This is a genomic window from Mycobacterium europaeum (assembly GCF_002102155.1).
In the GTDB taxonomy this organism is placed as follows: Bacteria; Actinomycetota; Actinomycetes; order Mycobacteriales; family Mycobacteriaceae; genus Mycobacterium; species Mycobacterium europaeum.
This window is the reverse complement of the sequence record NZ_LQOU01000046.1, coordinates 47,578-64,875: the sequence shown is the minus strand read 5'-3', so window position 1 is coordinate 64,875 and position 17,298 is coordinate 47,578. Positions and strand designations below refer to the sequence as shown.

Below are 17,298 nucleotides of genomic sequence, written 5' to 3'. Positions count from 1 at the left end.
GACGCGTAGAGTGGACGGTATCGCTTAAACGAGCTAACTAATTGGAGGGGATGAGGCGTGGCCCGCACCGACAACGACAGATGGGACCTGGCCTCCAGCGTCGGAGCGACGGCAACGGCGGTCGCCGCACAGCGGGCAATCGCTTCGCAGGGGCCCCGGCCCCTGCTGAACGACCCCCTCGCCGATCCGCTCGTACGCGCGGTGGGCAGCGAGGTCTTCGTCAAGCTCCTCGACAACGAGATCGACCGCTCCGACGATCCCCTGCTCAACCGCCGGGCCGTCAACGAGCAGATCACGGTCCGCACCCGTTACTTCGACGACTTCTTCATGCAGGCAACCGAAGCCGGCATTCGCCAGGCGGTCATCCTGGCCTCCGGCCTGGACACCAGGGCCTACCGCCTGCCCTGGCCGGCCGGCACGCTGGTCTATGAGATCGACCAGCCCGACGTCATCGAGTTCAAGACGCGGGTGCTCGCCGACTTGGGCGCCGCGCCGGCCGCCGAGCGCCGCACGGTGGCGATCGACTTGCGCGGGGATTGGCCGGCCGCCCTGGTCGGGGCCGGCTTCGACGCCGGCGCCCCGACTGCGTGGAGCGCCGAAGGCCTGCTCGTCTACCTGCCGCCCGAGGCGCAGGACCGTTTGTTCGACAACATCGTTGCGTTGTCCGCGCCGGGCAGCCGGATCGCGACCGAACACATGGATCTGCGCAACATCCCGACGGACTGGGCGCAGAAGTTGACCGAGCGGTCACAACGCCTGGGCTCCGACATCAATTTGGCCGAGCTCTTCTACACCGGCGACCGCAATACCGCCGCCGAATACCTGGCGGCGCATGGTTGGCACGTCGACATCCGGACAACCGAGGAGGCCTTCGCCGCCCACGGATTCGACGTTCCCGACGATGAGCTGGCTTCCTTCGGCGAGGATTCCGGTTACCTGACCGCAACCCTGCGATAAGGAAACCGGAAACCATATCAATCCCGTTGACATATATCAGCGTGGTTGATATAACGGTGGCATGTCTCAACCGACTCACGAAATGTTCGAAGCCGCCTACCGGGGCGAGGCCCCGGAGATGGGCGAGGGCAACCGCCCGCCGTGGAGCATCGGCGAACCGCAGCCGGAGATCGCGGCGCTGATCGAGGCCGGGAAGTTCCACGGCGACGTCCTCGATGCCGGCTGCGGGGAGGCGGCGGTGTCGTTGTTCCTCGCGGAGCGCGGCTTCACCACGGTGGGCTTGGACCAGTCGCCCACCGCCATCAAGTTGGCCCGCGAAAAGGCGGCCAGGCGCGGCCTTGCCAACGCCACATTCGATGTCGCGGACATCAGCGCGTTCGGCGGTAACGACGGTCGCTTCGGGACCATCGTCGACAGCACCCTCTTCCACTCGATGCCCGTCGAGCTGCGTGAGGGCTATCAGCAGTCCATCGTGCGGGCGGCCGCACCCGGCGCCTCCTATTTCGTGCTGGTCTTCGACCGCGAAGGCATGCCGGCCGACAGCCCGATCAACGCGGTGACCGAGGACGAGCTGCGCGATGTGGTCGCCAAATACTGGGTGATCGACGAGATCCGGCCGGCACGCATCCACGCCAACGTTCCCGACAGCGTCCTGGACGGATTCGGGGCCGTCGCCGGCACCGACATCCGCGACGAGGGCAACGGCCGCAAGTCGATGCGGGCCTGGCTGCTGTCCGCGCACCTCGGCTAGCGCCCGGACGCCGGCAGGTTTCGCGGCGCGCGATTCGGGAGACCCTGCCTGGAGCGACAGCACCGGCCGGAGGAGATCTCACGTGGACCAGCAAGTCAATGTCGACCCGCCGCCCGCGCCCGAGGATGCCAGGCAGGCGACCGAGGAACAGCGCAAGCTGCAGGAACAACTCGAGCATCAGCACGACGACCCGGACGCGCCGGGGTTGCAGCAGTCCCGCCATGACACGGCCGATGAAAGCACGCGCTAGGCTGCGCAGCCACGCATAGCGGCGCCGTACAGCGGAAGCGCCTCAGCCCCCGGCCCGCCGGCGGTCCTGTGCGAGCGCCGCGGCCGCCAGCCCCATCAACGTGAGGCCACCGACCGTCGCAGTGGAGATAGCCCACGCGCGCCGAATCAGCAGCGCGTCGTCGCATTGGCCGACGTAGTTCGTGCTGGACCGGGCGGGTTGCGCGGGTGTTCCGTGGCCGTTGCTGTTGTCAGCGACCGCCGCCTGGGTGAGGTCGGTCGTGAAACCGCTACCGCATTTGACCTGCCAGCCGAACTGGTCGTAGGCGTCGATGAACACGGGGAACCGTAAGGCGCCCAGCCCGATAGCCAGGGCTACTGCGGCCACCGCGAAGATCAGCGGTCCACGTCTGGTCATGTCACTCCCCTAGGTCATGCACACGTTGGCGAATATCAGCACGGGCCATGACACGATCGAGCCGAGGAAAGACACCACCAGGTCGACGCCGTGCATGTCGCGCAGGTGCGCCGTGTGAGTGGACGACCAGATCACCCCGACGATCAGGTACGGCGTGCCCAGCAGCACGGCCAGGCCCAGCAGCTCGGCGATCGTCAGCTGGTAGTCGAGCAGGCGACGAATCTTGTCGAGCATCGGATGTGCCTTTCGCGCGGGCGTACCGGGTCGCGCCGGCGCACGACGGCGTGAATGTCGCCACGCCGCGGCGGGTGGGTCAGATGGCAGCTATGTTAATCGCTATTCGGCTGGTTTGTGAAGAGCATGGTCATGGCTACTGCCGAGACATGACTTTGGCCGCTTGAGCGGAATTGCTCCCAGTCAACAGGTTTGGGGTTTCCCTAGCCTTGGTCAACCGCAGACCGCGAGACGGCTCCGCCGCGCAAGTGGGTACTTATTCTCGCGCCGGCTCTTATTTGGTGGTGGATCTTTGACCGACTGCCGGTGCAATCGGCGTCGGTCAGCGGCGGCGCGTGCTGGAACGGTGCGGGCTACCGAACGTGGTCAGGGGTCTGCCCAAGACGGTCACCTCCATCATCCGGCGTACCGTGTTGCGAGCGGGCTGGTTCGGGTCGGGCAGGACGAGTCGCCCGATGTCCACGGCGAGGGCGAACGCGGCGTGGACGGCGTACCGCGCCCGGCCCAGCGTTAAATCGGGCCGGGCCGCCACCGCGAGCCGCGCCCAGGACTCGACGGTGGAGCGTTGGATGTTGTACAGCAGTACGGCATCCGTGTCGGGCAGGTTATGACGTTCCGTGTAATACACGCAGGCCAACTCGGGATTCGCCAACGATCGCGTGACGTACGCGTCGATCAGTTGGGCCAGCGCCCGGTCGGGATCACTGGTGGTGGCCAGGATCGTCGAGAGGTCACCGGACAGCTGGTCTGCGGCGCGCCGGTAGGAGACGGCCAAGATGGCGGCCTTGCTCGGGAAGTACTGGTAGATGCTTGCGACCGGTATGCCGACGGCCGCCGCGAGGTCTTCCATGCCGGTTTCGCGGTAGCCCCGTTCGTTGAAGAGCCGCATCGATTCGTGCAGGAGCAGCTCATAGCTGCCGGCGGCGATGGTAAGCGTGGCCGGCCGTACCGGCTCGGGCGTACTCGTGCGTGACGCCGGCAAGTCCGCCTGCAACACGGCGTCCGCGATGTCGGAGAGCGTCGCCCGGATCTCGGCAATGCCGAGTCGTGAACGATGATCGGTGATGCTGCCGATGACACTCAGGGTCGCGGCGGACAGGATCCAACGTTGCCGCGATGTCAGCTCCGGGCGGATCTGGACCAACGGCCGCTGCAGGCGCCGGTTGAGCAATTTGACTTGCTCGGCAAGCGCGATCTGATCGTCGCCACGCAGGTAACGCCCCTCCCACCGGTACAGCCCCCCGGCGGTGCGGTTGACGATCGTCGAATCGATGAGCGCGCTGACGACGGCGCGCAGCGTCTCCTCGGGGTCGGCGTCGGCCGGCAGTGCGTCGGCGAAGGCGGTCGCGTCGACGAGCTGTTGACCGAGCGCAAGGAAGACGTCCCTGAAGAGGTCGTATTTGCCCTGCGAATGCCGGTACAGGGCCGCCGCCGAGATTCCGACCCGAGCCGCGATGTTTTCCATGCTGACCGCGTGGTAGCCCAGCTCACTGAAGGCGTCGGCGGCGGCGCGGGCGATCTGTGCCTTGCGGTCTTTGGGGCGCCGCTTGACCTCCTTGGTAGACGAGCGGCTGGCCGGCGGCATACAGATCACCGTAGCCGCAGCGTGGCCGAAGTGGGGGGCCGATCTCCGGCCCGCGCTCGCCGCTATATGGCGGTGAATCACTCGACCACGCACCAGCTCGAGGTGGTCCTGTTCGGCGACCAGTCGCCGATTGACACCCGTCGGTTCACACCGCGGCCGTGACTCTCCCCAGCGCCTCGCGGTCCACCGACGCTGAGCGGTCGATCGGGCTGATCACCAGATCCGTGGCACCCGCATCGAGATAGCGGCGCAACTGTTGCACGACAAGGTCTTCCGGTCCGATGGCAGCGAGTTCGACGGCGCCGGCGACTTGTTCCCTGGCGATCACGTTGGTGACACCGTGCTCATAAGCTCCTCGGGCTTGCGCGATCACATCGTCGACGAGATTGGCGGCATCCGGGCGCGCCATCAGGATGATTCCGGTGGGCATATCGGCAACCAACGACGCCGCCCGTTCGAGCATTCCGATCGCTCTCACGAGGACGCAAAGCGCATGCCCGACGCCTCGGGCATCGGTCAACCGTTGACCGCTTTGAACACAAATCGCTAATGTGTCCAAATGCCGGTGGACGCCGTCAAACCCGTACCGACCGCGTTGTTGACGGCCGCGACCGACACGCTGCGCCACCTGGGGCCGCGGCGATTCAGCCTGACGGCGGTGGCCGAGGCCGCCGGCGTGTCCCGTGGCACCGTGCACAACCTGTTGGGCACCCGGGACAACGCCATCGCCGCGGCGCTCAACGAGTTGGCCTCCGGGTTCATCGCCACCATGGCCGTGGAGGTCGCCAAGGAAGGCACGCTGGCCGACCAGGCCGCGGCCGTCGCGGTGCTGATCTGTGCGCATCGTCAGCGATCGCTGTCGACGTCCCGCGGCATCAATCAGAGCATCCTGGTCTTGCTGCTGGAGCACGGTGGCGACGAGTTGATGCGCCGTTCGATCGAGCTGTGGAAGCCGTTGGTCAAAGCCGCCCAGCGCAGCGGGGAAGTCGGAGCCGACATCGACCCCGTGCGCGCCAGTGAATGGATCGTGCGAATGTTGTTCAGTTTCGAGCTCATCCCGCCCATCTCGGTGAACCTCGACAATCCTCGGGCGGTCCGGCGGTTCGTCAGCGATCACATGATCACCGGATTGATCGGGGCGCAACGTGCCTGACCCCGATTACGAAGTCGCAATCATCGGCGCCGGCCCCGGCGGCATCGCCGCGGCCAAGCTCCTGCGCGACAAGGGGATAACCGATTTCGTCATCCTCGAACGCGGCCATGACTTTGGCGGCACCTGGCGAGACAACCACTATCCGGGCCTCGCCGTCGACATCCCCGTGCTCTGGTACCAGCTGTCGTTCGCGCCCAACCCCAACTGGACGAGGTTCTTCGCGCCGGGCCCCGAGATCTACCGTTACCTGCGTGACACCGCCGCGCGCCTCGGGCTCTACGCGTACCTGCGCCCGAACGCCGAAGTTGTCCAACAGAAGTGGGACGCGCAGGCGTCCCGATGGCGGCTGAAGCTCAACGGCCGGGATTCGGTGTCCGCGAGGTTCGTGATCAACTCGGTCGGCGGCTACGTCAACGCCAAGGACGTCACCGACATCGCCGGCGTCGACGACTTCACCGGGACCGTCCTGCGTCCCAACGCGTGGGACGACGACTACGACACCACGGGCAAGCGCATCGCGATCATCGGTACCGGATCCAGCGGTGTCCAGATCGCCGGGGCCGTGTCGGCGCGGGCGGCCACCCTCGACATCTACCAGCGCACCCCCGCATGGGTCTTGCCCAAGATCGACTTCGACATCAGGCCGTGGATGCGCTTCGCGCTGCGCCTGCCGGGTGTGGTCGATGCCATCAACGCGCTGGGCCGGGCGGGAATGGATGCCCTCATGGTCGCGCCGCTGGTGCACCTGCTGCCGCGGCTCCCCGACCGAATGCTGGTGCGGCTCATGCCCCTATACGACGCGTGGTGCCGGATGCTCTACCGGCTGCTGGTGCGTTCGGTGGTCAAGGATCCGCGGACACGTCGCGCTCTCGTCCCCCGGTACGGCCTGCTCGCCAAACGTCCCGTCATCTCCAGCAGCTTCCTGCCGGTGTTCAACCACGCGGGCACTCACCTGATCACCGCTCCCATCGATCGGATCACCGCGACCGGCATCCGCACCACCGACGGCGTCGACCACCCGGCCGATCTGATCGTGCTGGCCACCGGCTACGAGCTGTGGACCGATCCCGAAACGTACCGTCCCGGAACGATACTGGGCGAGAACGGGTTCGACCTCGCCCAGGACTACCGCGCTCATGGCTTGCGCAGCTACGCCGGAACGGCGCACCCGCGCTTGCCCAACCGGTGGGAAATCGTCGGACCGCTCGGCTTCGTCGGCTTCGCCTGGCCCGATTTCGTCGAGACGATGGCCGCGCACGCGGTGCGCCTCATCGACGAGACCCGGCGTCGCGGCGCGACGAGCGTTGCCGTCAGCCCGGCGGCGTTCGACCGGTGGAACGAACAGATGCACCGCCAAGGCAAGGCCGTCCACCTGTACCTGACGGCGTGCAACCCCCGCCTTTCCACGTATTTCGTCAATTCGCAGCGCGACACCGTGTATCACCGGCCGCAAACCATCACCGCGTCGCGCCGGTTCAGCCGGCGGTCCCCATTGTCGGACTACGAATTCAGCTATCAACGTGCCGGTGATTCTCAGGCAAAGTCTCAAGCAGAGGAGCTCTCGGCATGACCGATCCCGTCGCCCCACTGGCCGGCAAGGTCGCTTACGTGACCGGGGCCGCCCGCGGCCAGGGCCGCTCCCACTGCGTCCGGCTGGCCCGGGCCGGCGCCGACATCATCGCGATCGACGCCTGCGCGCCGGTCGCCGCACACAACGGCTACCCCCCGGCGCTCCCCGAGGAGCTGGCCGAAACCGTCAACCTGGTCGAGGGCGAGGGCCGCAAGATCATCGCCGACGAGGTCGACGTCCGCGACCTGGCGGGCCAGCAGCGAGTGGTGGCGAACGCGATCGAACAATTCGGCCGGCTCGACATCGTCGTGGCCAACGCCGGCGTGCTGAATTGGGGCAGGCTATGGGAAATTTCGGCTCAGCAATGGCAGGAGACCATCGACACCAACTTGACCGGGCTGTGGAACACCATGAAATCCGTGGTCCCGCCGATGATCGCCGCCGGCAATGGCGGATCGATCATCAACATCAGCTCCGCGGCGGGCATCAAGGCCGTCCCCGGCTGCGGGCACTACTGCGCCAGCAAGTTCGGTGTGGTCGGGCTGACCAACTCGTTGGCGGTGGAACTCGGTGAGTTCGGCATCCGCGTCAACTCGGTGCATCCCTACGGCACTGACACGCCGATGGGCAACGACCTGTCGATGTACCAGACCTTCCAAGACCATCCGCACTACATCCACAGCTTCTCGCCGGGCGCGCTGCCGACCGAGTCGCTGGCCGCCCCCGACCTGATCTCCGACATCGTGGTCTGGCTGGCCAGCGACGCCTCCTCGTTGGTCACCGCCGCCCAGATCCCCGCCGACAAAGGCTATTTGAAGATCTGAGCCCCGACAATTTGCTGCGGCCACAGCCCTGGACGGTCAGCCCGGATCTGGCCGGCGGCTAGGCATGGTCAACGCCGATTGCGCGAGGAAGCGATCGGTGCGGGATTCCGAGGCTCCGATTACTGCCCGCCCCTATGGGCCAGATCGATGGCGTACTGACTCACGAAGGTGCCCGCCGCCGGATCACCTTTGCCGCATGATCCATCGGACTCACCGGGGCGTTTGATCCACAAGTAGGCGTCGGCGTGCGCACCCGCGGTGGCCGTCGTGGGCGGAGTGCCCAGTGCCCGGCCGCTGGGGTTGCACCAGTTGAGCTCGCCGTCCGGCGCTGGTCCGGCGCCGTTGCGCGACGTGTCGACCACGTAATGGGCACCATTCGTGAGCGCCGAAATGGCTTCGCCGTAGCCGATTTCGTCCTCGGTCGTAAAGAAATTCGCGGTGTTGACGCTGAAGCCCCGCGCGTGACCGACGCCGGCCTGGTTGAGCCTGGCGGCCATGTCCTCGGGGCTATGCCAGCGCAAGTGGCCGGCATCGACGTAAACGGCCGCGTTCGGGTCCCGAGTGAGCGTGTCGACGGCATAGCGAATCAAGTCATAGCGCTCTTGGCGTTGATCACCCGACAGGCAGTCGGCCATCGCGAGCGCGTCGGGCTCGACGATGATCCCTACCCGCGAGGCTCCCACGCCGGATGCGATGCCGTCGATCCAGCCTCGGTAGTCCGCGCCCGACCCCATGCCGCCCGCGGCGAAGCTGCCGCAATCCCGGTGCGGGATTCCATAAAGCGCCAGAACCGGGATGGCGCCGGCAGCGTTCGCGTCGCCAACGTACTTCCCGACCGTGCCCGCCGACGAGCCCGGGACGATCCAATAGGCCTGCGGCGTGTTGGCGATCGCGGTCAGCTCGGGACTCGGCGGATCGGCGCTCTGCGCGGCGCGCATGGCCGCCGAATTGGGATTGACGTAGAACGGCGCCCCCGCCAAGGGGTCCCCGTCGCTGGCCAAGCGCACCGTCGGGGCGGAGCCGACCTGCGGTGGGCCGGCCGAAACACCCATGCAGGCAATGCCCGCAACGGTCAGGAAGGGAGCAATCCAGCGCGCGAGAGCGCTAGCAGCTGACGACATCACTTTAGGGAAACTAGTGCTTAACGGCGTTGAGCGGAAATCAAGGTCCGTGGAGCAGACATAGCTGGACACGATGGGCGAACGGCCGGCCCGAGCGAGTGAACCTCGTGCCTCGGTGCGATGACCATGGGCCGCTTGTGACCAAGCCTTTCACTGCTACTTTCCGCCCAGCGTTTCGAGCCTTAGACCGCGCGCGGTGGCCCCCGACGGCTATCCGGCGGAGCGAGGCGAATTTGCTGTGCGACGTCAACTTGCACGGCCGACGTAGAACAGCGCTTTCCACCTACCACGCGAAGTTCGTGCTGGTTTTAGGCGGTGGTGAAATACCGTTCGGCATGAATTTGGTCGCGGGACACTCCGGCGGCGGTGAGCGCGGTGTAGGCGGCCTCGATCATCGGCGGTGGCCCGCACACATAAACATCTGGGCTTTCGTCAAGCATCGGGACTTCGGCCGCTGCGAGATCGACCGGGTTGCCGGTGGCGCCCGTCCACCGAGGATCCGGTTGCCAGACCGCGGTGTCGGCCCGAAAGTCGGGTATCAACCCTGCGAGTTCGGCGAGCTCGTCCTGGGCGAAAACCTCCGTATAGCGGGTGAGGCCGAAGAACAGACGCGCCTGCTGCGGATCGCCCCATTCGGCCATTCGGCGCAACATCGACAGCAGCGGCGACAATCCCGTGCCCCCTGCCAGGAACCAGCGGGGTCGCAGACCGTTTTCGGCCAGGGTGAACGATCCCTGCGCACCGGAGACGGTGAGTACGTCGCCGACGGCCGCTTGCTCGGTTAAGTATTGCGACATCAGGCCGCCGGGCAGCAGTCGGATGTAGAACTCGAGCTCTCCGTCCCAGTTGGCGACGTTTGCCGGTGAGTAGGCGCGTCGGGAGTCGGTGCCCGGGACGGTGATTCGCACGAACTGGCCTGAGTCGAAGTCTGCGGGCGCCGAGCCGTCCAGACCGACCTTCAGGTGCATCACTTCGTCGGCGACGAGCGTCAGCCCGGTGACCCGAGCCTGCTGTTGTCTCGGTGGCGCAGCAATGACCTGGCCGCGGTCATAGGGCAGTTCGATGCGGCAATCAGTGCGGGGAACACTGCAGCACAACAGGATTCCGCCCTGGTTCTCGGGTACTTCGATCACGTCTGGGTCGTGTTTGCCCATGTCCACCTGCCCGCCGGAGAGCACGGCCGAACATGCTCCGCACCCGCCGGTCTGGCAGGTTGACTTCAGCACCATGCCCGCCTGTTCGGCGGCGGCGAGCACAGTGGTCTGCGAATCGCAGGAGATCGTTGACTCCTCGCCGTCGTTGGTGACCAGAACGACGTCGTAGCTTGACAACTCGGCGTCAACGGGTAGCGCGATGGTCTCGGTCATCACGCGCCTGCCATCGCATCGGCCAGATCCTGTTCGGGATCGCCGATCGGTTTGAGCGCGAACTGCTCGACGAGGATGTCGACCACGGCGGGGCTGAGGAATGCCGGCAGCGTCGGCCCGAGGCGGATGTTGCGGATTCCCAATGACAGCAGGGTCAAGAGCACCGCGGCGGCCTTCTGTTCGAACCACGAGACGAACAGGCTGAGCGGCAGGTCGTTGACCCCGCAGTCAAAGGCGTTTGCCAACGCCAGTGCGATCTGCACAGCCGAGTAGCTGTCATTGCACTGGCCGACATCGAGCAACCGGGGAATGCCGCCGATGTCGCCGAACTCATGGGTGTTGAACCGAAACTTGTTGCACCCGAGGGTGAGCAGCACCGTGTCCTCGGGCGCGCCGTCGGCGACGTCGGCGTAGTAGCTGCGTCCTGGTGCGGCGCCGTCGCATCCCCCGATGAGCAGGAAGCGTTTGATCGCACCGTCTTTGACTGCCTGGATGACGGTGTCGGCGACCGACAACACCGCCTCACGCCCGAATCCGGTGGTGATGGTTTCCGACGGCACCTCGGTGGTGAATCCAGGCAGGGACTGTGCGGCCCTGATGACCAGGGAAAGGTCGGCGGTGTCCAGGTGACGGATGCCCGGCCAGCCCACCGGCCCGGTGGTGAAGATCCGGTTGCGGTAGGCCGGCTGAGGCTCGATCAGGCAGTTGGAGGTCATCACGATCGGCCCGGGAAAGCCGGTGAAGTCGCGCTGTTGATCCTGCCAGGCGCCGCCGTAGTTGCCGGCGAGGTGACTGTACGCGTGCAGTTTGGGATATCCGTGTGCGGTCAGCATTTCGCCATGGGTGTAGACGTTGATCCCGGTACCCTCGGTGGCCTCCAGTATCTTCTGCAGGTCGTGCAGGTCATGACCGGATACCAGGATGGCCTTGCCGACGACTGGCGTAATCCGCACCGGTGTGGGCACGGGGCTACCGAAGCTGCCGGTATTGGCAGCGTCGAGCATCTCCATCACCTTGAGGTTTACCGAGCCCAGCTCCAGCGCGTGGGCAAGCAGGGCCTGGGGATCAGTGGGTGCGTCCGCCAGGAACGCCAGAGCGGATTCGATGCCCGCATCGGTCGTCTCGGTTTGGTATCCAAGGGCGTGGGCGTGGTGCGCGTACGCGCAAACACCTTTCAAGCCATACAGATTGAGGTTCAGCAGCCCTACCACATCGGGGCCAAGAGTGTCGAGGTCGGTGTCCACCCCGACGGCGGCGGCCTGCGCGACCACCTCCGCAATCGTTGTAGCCGGCGCGAACTGTGCTGGACCGGAGAGGGTTTCGGGCACCGCGCCGGCGGCTCGGGCGGCATTCTCATAGGCTTGCTTCGCCTGCTCTCGCATGTCGACCGCCGCGGAGATCAAAGCCATGAACCGGGTGGGATTGAAGTTGACGTTCGTCAGTGTGGTGAACAGGTCGAAACTGGCGTGCGCGGCGAATCGCGGGTCGGCGGCCCCGAGCCGGCGGGCCTGCCGCGCGTACTGTCCAATGCCGAGATTGACGTGAACCAACACGTCCTGCAGCGCCGCGGTGGTGGCATCCTTACCGCAATTCCCCTTCGTGCTCGCGCAACCGAAGGTCAGCAGATTGGGGCGGTCGGGTGAATCGGTGCGGTCGGTCTGTTCGCACTGATAACAGAACATTCGAGGTCTCCTCCGGCGGCGGTACGCGATTGACGAACTCACGCTACGAACCGGCGGAAGCGGTGCCTTTGACCTAGATCAAGTCAGGCCTGTGGGGGTGGTCACAGGATGGAGACGCTCCGGGCATACGCATCCAGCGCCGCGACATCAGGGATCTGCACCACTGCGCCATCCGTCCGAATCAGGCCCTTATCGGTAAGGGTGCGTATCGCGCGGGAGAAGGTCTCGGGCGTCATGCCCAACCGTGAGGCCAGCACCTGCTTGAGGGCCGGTAGCTCGACGCTGGCCGAGGGGGCGGCTCGGCTCGCATCGCTTTCGGAAACGCCGGCTCCCCCACCCACGCTGTAAGTCCCCGCGCCTATCGCGCCGAGGATGTAGGCAACGATCCGCTGCGTCGCGGATTGCAGAGACAGCATGGCAATGTCCTGAATCTTGCTTTGCAGCCGACGCGCCATCGACGCCAGCATGATGCGTGCCATCGCGGGCTCTTCGTCGAGGACCCGATCGACCGCGGCTGCGGGGACGAACACCAGATGCGTGTCGACCAGCGCGGTGGCGTCCACCGGATAGGGCTCGTGTACGAACATCACTGCATGGCCGAAAGCACCGCCCGGCCTGATGATCTCCACTACCTTGACCACGCCTTCCGAATTGGAAACCGAAAGCTGCATGAGGCCGTCGCGCACCATGTAGAAGCCGGTCGATGGGGTCCCTTTACGGAACAGCACCTGGCCCGCGGGCAGGAAGATCGCACGGCTCTCGGCGGCCAGGAAGTCCACATGCTTGCTATCCAGCCCGTCGAACATGGGGGCGGACGCAATTGCCAGTCGCAACTCAGCACTCATCGAGCGGGCCCCGGCTTCGGCAGATCGAAAGCGCTGCCTCGGCATGGTTCCTGATGGTCACTTGGCGATTTCCTCTCCGACTTTTGTGGGCGCGCTCCCCGACAGCGACGAAGCGCCGGCGTCGCTATCACCATCGCCAATCTCGACGGGGAACTCAAGCTCCGTCACGACGACGCGATCCGCGGCGATCGAAGTTGTCTCAGCTGATGTCCAGACCGGCTTGTCTCACGCTGTACGACGGCAAGGCCGCGGACAGGTCCTCATCCCCGTGCATGGCCTGCACGCTGCGGGCGTGCGGCTGATGGACCGCTCGTCGCACGAGGTAGGGCCTGTGGTTAGAGATTGATTGCTATGTACTTGTCTTCGACGTATTCGTCGATGCCTTCATAGCCACCTTCGCGCCCGAATCCGGATTGTTTGACTCCCCCGAACGGCGCTTGGGGGTTGGACACCAAGCCCTGGTTGAGGCCGACCATTCCGGTCTGTAGTGCCTCGCTCACGCGGAGCGCTCGCTTCAAATCGTTTGTGTAGAGGTAGGACACGAGGCCGTATTCGGTGTCATTGCCGTCGGCGATCGCTTGTTCCTCGTCAGAGAAGGTGAAGATCGGGGCCACCGGGCCAAACAATTCGGACTGGCGCAGCGGTGCGTCGCTTGGGATGTTCGCAAGGACAGTCGGCTCATAGAAGTAGCCGGGGCCCTCGGGTGCTTTGCCGCCGATCACTGCCTCCGCGCCGCGCTCGATCGCGTCGCTGACGAGCCCGGAGGTCGTCTTGAGCTGTGCGGCATCGATCAGCGGACCCATGTCGACGTTGTCCTCGGTTCCCCGACCGATTCGCAGCGCGCTCATCCTCTCGGTGAGCTTGTCGATGAACTCCGCGGCGATCTTGTCCGACAGGTGAAAGCGATTGGCGGCGACGCATGCTTCGCCGTTGTTGCGCATCTTGGCGACCATCGCGCCGTCCACCGCGGCGTCGACGTCAGCGTCCTCGAAGACAATGAACGGCGCATTGCCGCCCAGTTCCATTGACACACGGAGTAACTGGTCGGCTGACTGCTTTACCAGTGCACGGCCCACCGGTGTGGACCCTGTGAATGACAATTTCCGCAGCCGAGGGTCATTGATGACCGGTGCCAGCACTTCGGGTGCCGACAACGTGCTGACGACGTTGAGAACGCCGCCAGGCAGTCCAGCCTCGTGCAGGATCGCGGCCAGGGCCAGGATTGACAGTGGTGTCTGCTCGGCCGGCTTGATGATCATCGTGCAGCCTGCAGCGATCGCGGGACCGATCTTGCGAGTTCCCATGGCTAGTGGGAAGTTCCATGGTGTGATCATCAGACAGGGCCCGACCGGCTGCCTAAGGGTGAGCACGCGGCCTCCACCGTCGGTGTGGCGGGTGTAGCGTCCGTCGATGCGGACGGCCTCTTCGGAGAACCAACGGAAAAACTCCGCCGCGTAGAGGATCTCGGCCTTTGCCTCCTTGACGGGCTTGCCCATTTCGAGCGTGTTGATCAGCGCAAGATCATCAATCCGGGCAACGATCAGTTCGAACGCGCGCCGCAGGATCTCGGCACGCTCGCGCGGAGCGGATGCGGCGAAGCTCGGTGCGGCGTCGACCGCGGCATCGAGGGCTCTGATGGCGTCCTCGGCGGTAGCGTCGGCGACCTCGCACAGCGGTTGCGCGGTAGCTGGGTCTTCGACAGTGAACGTTCCGTGATGACCGTTTTGCCAACTCCCAGCGATGAACAGCTGTTTGGGCACTGCGTCGATGACCGAACGCTCTTGTGCGGGTGTGATAGTGGCCATCTCGAGCCTCCTGCGGTCATGAGTCGTGCCGCGGCGGTTGCAGCGGCGATAGTAAGCCGATAACCATCATGTCGCCGTGGGTGGCGGAACCGCGGCTGATCTTGGATTGCTCGAGGGACGCTCCCTCAGATACCAGCAGATGCAACGAAAGCTTCGTTAAGGAGTATGCCGCATGACCCGAGTCAGCACAATCCGGACTCCGCGCTCGTTCGACAGCGCGGCGAGTCCAATTGCCGCACACTCGGTGCGGATCTGAATAGGTCACTCAAACCTTCTCTGCCGTGCGTACTTCGGCGGCTCCGGCGTGGGCGGCGGCTGTCGAACATCTCGCGCCCTGGCGATGCCGGCAGTTGAACGGTTCACGCCGTGCCGCCAGTGTTCGCGTGCTCTAGGGTTGATGTAACTTTTGTTACGTTAAGCATCCGGAGGTGTTCATGCACGAGCAGGCCGTGGTCGGCGTCGACACCTTTCAGCTTCCTAAGCCAGCGCCCCCGGTTGCCGCACTGCGATCGCGGCACCGTTAGCGGCATGAAGCTGGGCGCGGAATCCGCGATTGCCCCGCGCCTCAGCGCCGACCCCGCGGTTGACCCATGCGCTTCACCGTCGAGGCGGAACGACAGCCGAGGCGTTCTGCGTCGATTCCCCGCAGGCCAAAAGCTGCGAGATCAGGGGGTCAAGTCGAACACCAGGGCGCTCTTTACTCACTTGTCGAGGACCTCGCGGCGTCCGTCGAGCAACTTCTGCCGATCATTCACCGATTTGCCGGGGTCCGATGCTCGACTGCGTGCATCGCGTTGGACACCGCGCAAGCTGTCGCGCGCCGGCGACAGCAGTTGGCCGTGCGCACCAATCATTCACCGAACCACTGCCTGCCCGACTAGGAAGGAATCTGACCGTGTCTGACCAAATACGCGGTGAAGCAAGACTTTCTGATGCTCTGACCACCAAGGGCACCGCCTTCACCGAGGAGGAGCGACGCGCGCTTGGACTCTTGGGCCTGCTACCGACGGCAGTCAAAACTCTGGACCAACAAGCCGAGCACTGCTGGCGTGAATTCCGCTCTCGCCACGATGATCTTGACAAACACATCTATCTTCGCGCTCTGCAGGACCGCAACGAGACGCTGTTCTACCGCGTGTTGCACGACCACATTCGCGAAAGTCTGCCGATCGTCTACACCCCCACGGTTGGCGAGGCGTGCCAGCGCTTCGGCGAAATCTACCGACGGCCAAGGGGTTTGTTTATTTCGTATCCGGACCATGATCGTCTTGATGAGATCTTGAGCAATCGGCCCCGGCGTGACGTCGACGTCATTGTGGTGACCGACGGGCAGCGGATCCTGGGTCTGGGCGATCAGGGTATCGGCGGCATGGGGATCCCGATCGGCAAGCTCTCGCTCTACACACTCATCGGCGGAATCGACCCCGCGCGAACGCTGCCGATCGTGCTCGACGTCGGCACCGACAACGTCGAGCTCCTCGAAGATCCGCTGTATCTCGGCTGGCGTCACCGGCGGATCGCCGACGATGAGTACTACGCATTCATCGACACATTCGTCAGCGCGGTCCAACAACAGCTACCCGACGTGTTACTCCAGTGGGAGGACTTCGCAACCGCGCATGCGCAGCCGATCCTGGACCGCTATCGCGATCAGCTGCTCACCTTCAACGACGATATCCAAGGGACCGCCGCAGTGACTCTCGGCGCGCTGCACGGCGCAGCAAAGGTCGCCGGCCGCCCGCTGTCGGAGCAGCAGGTCGTGATGCTGGGTGCGGGCTCAGCCGGTATCGGCGTCCTGGACATGATCCGGCGGGAGATGGTCAACGAGGGCCTGTCCGAAGCGGTGGCTCGACAACGGATCTGGGTCGTCGATGTGATTGGGCTACTCACTGACGATCGCGCCGACCTCACAGATGCCCAGCGGAACTTCGCGCAACCTGCCGGACGGGTGGCGGGTTGGGGGCTGGAGGGTCACGCTCAGCTCAAGGATGTCGTGCACAACGTCGAGGTCGGGGTTCTTCTGGGCCTGTCCACCGCTGCGGGCGCCTTCACCGAAGACATCGTGCGGGAAATGGCCGCCAAAACCCAGCGGCCCATTATCTTTCCGCTCTCCAATCCGACAAGTCGCGCCGAGGCGCACCCCGCCGAACTAGACCGTTGGACCGACGGACGTGCCCTGATCGCCACCGGCTCACCCTTTGCTCCGGTGGAGCGCGACGGCGCCACACGTCCGATCGCCCAATGCAACAACGTCTACATCTTCCCCGCAGTAGGGCTCGCAGTCACCGCCGCGCAGGCGACACGGGTGACCGACGACATGATGCGCGTCGCCGCCGCGACGTTGGGGGACCTGTCACCGGCGCTCGCCGACCCCGACGAACCGCTGCTGCCGGAGTGGGCGGACGTCCCCGACGCCGCCGTCCGGATCGCCCACGCGGTGGCCACGCAAGCGGTAACCGACGGAGTGGCCCCCGAACGCAGCGACCGAGAACTCGCTCAACGGATCACACAGGTGCGGTGGACACCCGAATATCCCGACAGCACAGTGGGCGTCGTGCCACCTGCTCGTCGTTGAGCGTTTCACAGCGCGGGCGGGTCTGCGGTCGAGTCCTGGTCTCACCCGAGTGTCCAACTGGACAGCGTCTGAACATCCGCATTTGAGACTTGGACACCGGACTTGAGAACCTACAACACACGCCGCTGTAGGTTCTCAAACTGCGTGGCGGATCGCGATGTCTTTCCCCAGCAGGTTTGCAGG

General features: G+C 65.2%; 16 protein-coding genes. 7 read left to right on the top strand and 9 right to left on the bottom strand.

Going from position 1 to position 17,298, the window contains the following annotated elements:
• The first annotated feature begins 57 nt into the window (after nt 1-57).
• The 3 genes from AWC03_RS21245 to AWC03_RS27525 all read left to right on the top strand — a co-directional run bounded on the left by AWC03_RS21245 (nt 58) and on the right by AWC03_RS27525 (nt 1,958).
• Nucleotides 58-957 carry a class I SAM-dependent methyltransferase gene (locus AWC03_RS21245; protein ID WP_085242689.1) on the top strand — a complete coding sequence of 300 codons (900 nt, stop codon included), beginning with the start codon at nt 58-60 and terminating at the stop codon, nt 955-957.
• A 61-nt stretch (nt 958-1,018) separates the two neighbouring features.
• Nucleotides 1,019-1,708 (top strand): class I SAM-dependent methyltransferase, encoded by a 690-nt coding sequence (locus tag AWC03_RS21240; RefSeq protein ID WP_169716543.1) that lies wholly within the window; start codon nt 1,019-1,021, stop codon nt 1,706-1,708.
• 82 nt (nt 1,709-1,790) lie between these two features.
• Nucleotides 1,791-1,958, top strand: coding sequence for a hypothetical protein (locus AWC03_RS27525; protein ID WP_167542648.1), 168 nt, complete (start codon nt 1,791-1,793; stop codon nt 1,956-1,958).
• A 42-nt stretch (nt 1,959-2,000) separates the two neighbouring features.
• On the opposite strand, the gene AWC03_RS21235 is transcribed toward AWC03_RS27525, so the two are convergent.
• The 4 genes from AWC03_RS21235 to AWC03_RS27965 form a co-directional block, all read right to left on the bottom strand.
• A complete protein-coding gene (locus AWC03_RS21235) occupies nt 2,001-2,354 on the bottom strand; it encodes a hypothetical protein (RefSeq protein WP_085242687.1) in 354 nt (117 codons plus the stop codon).
• A 9-nt stretch (nt 2,355-2,363) separates the two neighbouring features.
• Nucleotides 2,364-2,588, bottom strand: a complete 225-nt coding sequence (locus AWC03_RS21230; RefSeq protein WP_085242686.1) for a hypothetical protein — start codon at nt 2,586-2,588, stop codon at nt 2,364-2,366.
• Between the two features lie 322 nt (nt 2,589-2,910).
• Nucleotides 2,911-4,173: a TetR/AcrR family transcriptional regulator gene (locus AWC03_RS21225; RefSeq protein WP_085242685.1), complete on the bottom strand. Its 1,263-nt coding sequence runs from the start codon at nt 4,171-4,173 to the stop codon at nt 2,911-2,913.
• 145 nt (nt 4,174-4,318) lie between these two features.
• Nucleotides 4,319-4,636, bottom strand: coding sequence for a hypothetical protein (locus AWC03_RS27965; protein WP_249025928.1), 318 nt, complete (start codon nt 4,634-4,636; stop codon nt 4,319-4,321).
• 96 nt (nt 4,637-4,732) lie between these two features.
• On the opposite strand from AWC03_RS27965, the gene AWC03_RS21215 reads away from it, so the two are divergent.
• The 3 genes from AWC03_RS21215 to AWC03_RS21205 are packed head-to-tail and all read left to right on the top strand — an operon-like array spanning nt 4,733 to nt 7,720.
• Nucleotides 4,733-5,326, top strand: a complete 594-nt coding sequence (locus tag AWC03_RS21215) for a TetR/AcrR family transcriptional regulator (RefSeq protein ID WP_085242684.1) — start codon at nt 4,733-4,735, stop codon at nt 5,324-5,326.
• Nucleotides 5,319-6,896 carry a flavin-containing monooxygenase gene (locus tag AWC03_RS21210; RefSeq protein ID WP_085242683.1) on the top strand — a complete coding sequence of 526 codons (1,578 nt, stop codon included), beginning with the start codon at nt 5,319-5,321 and terminating at the stop codon, nt 6,894-6,896. Before AWC03_RS21215 ends, AWC03_RS21210 begins: the two co-directional genes overlap by 8 nt.
• Nucleotides 6,893-7,720: a mycofactocin-coupled SDR family oxidoreductase gene (locus AWC03_RS21205; RefSeq protein ID WP_085242682.1), complete on the top strand. Its 828-nt coding sequence runs from the start codon at nt 6,893-6,895 to the stop codon at nt 7,718-7,720. The genes AWC03_RS21210 and AWC03_RS21205 overlap by 4 nt, the downstream gene beginning before the upstream one ends.
• Nucleotides 7,721-7,839: 119 nt before the next feature.
• Here the strand turns inward: AWC03_RS21205 and AWC03_RS21200 are convergent, their stop codons facing one another.
• The 5 genes from AWC03_RS21200 to AWC03_RS21180 all read right to left on the bottom strand — a co-directional run bounded on the left by AWC03_RS21200 (nt 7,840) and on the right by AWC03_RS21180 (nt 14,540).
• On the bottom strand, nt 7,840-8,844 hold the full coding sequence (locus AWC03_RS21200; RefSeq protein WP_142278463.1) for a glycoside hydrolase family 6 protein: 1,005 nt from the start codon (nt 8,842-8,844) through the stop codon (nt 7,840-7,842).
• Nucleotides 8,845-9,149: 305 nt separating this feature from the next.
• Nucleotides 9,150-10,208, bottom strand: a complete 1,059-nt coding sequence (locus AWC03_RS21195; RefSeq protein ID WP_085242680.1) for an FAD-binding oxidoreductase — start codon at nt 10,206-10,208, stop codon at nt 9,150-9,152.
• Nucleotides 10,208-11,890, bottom strand: a complete 1,683-nt coding sequence (gene hcp / locus AWC03_RS21190; RefSeq protein ID WP_085242679.1) for a hydroxylamine reductase — start codon at nt 11,888-11,890, stop codon at nt 10,208-10,210. The genes AWC03_RS21195 and hcp overlap by 1 nt, the downstream gene beginning before the upstream one ends.
• Before the next feature lie 101 nt (nt 11,891-11,991).
• Complete coding sequence (locus AWC03_RS21185; RefSeq protein ID WP_158089990.1) at nt 11,992-12,696, bottom strand: Crp/Fnr family transcriptional regulator; 705 nt, start codon at nt 12,694-12,696, stop codon at nt 11,992-11,994.
• A gap of 374 nt (nt 12,697-13,070) precedes the next feature.
• Nucleotides 13,071-14,540, bottom strand: coding sequence for an NAD-dependent succinate-semialdehyde dehydrogenase (locus AWC03_RS21180; protein WP_085242677.1), 1,470 nt, complete (start codon nt 14,538-14,540; stop codon nt 13,071-13,073).
• A gap of 772 nt (nt 14,541-15,312) precedes the next feature.
• On the opposite strand from AWC03_RS21180, the gene AWC03_RS21175 reads away from it, so the two are divergent.
• Complete coding sequence (locus AWC03_RS21175) at nt 15,313-17,115, top strand: NAD-dependent malic enzyme (protein WP_085242676.1); 1,803 nt, start codon at nt 15,313-15,315, stop codon at nt 17,113-17,115.
• The last annotated feature ends 183 nt before the right edge of the window (nt 17,116-17,298 follow it).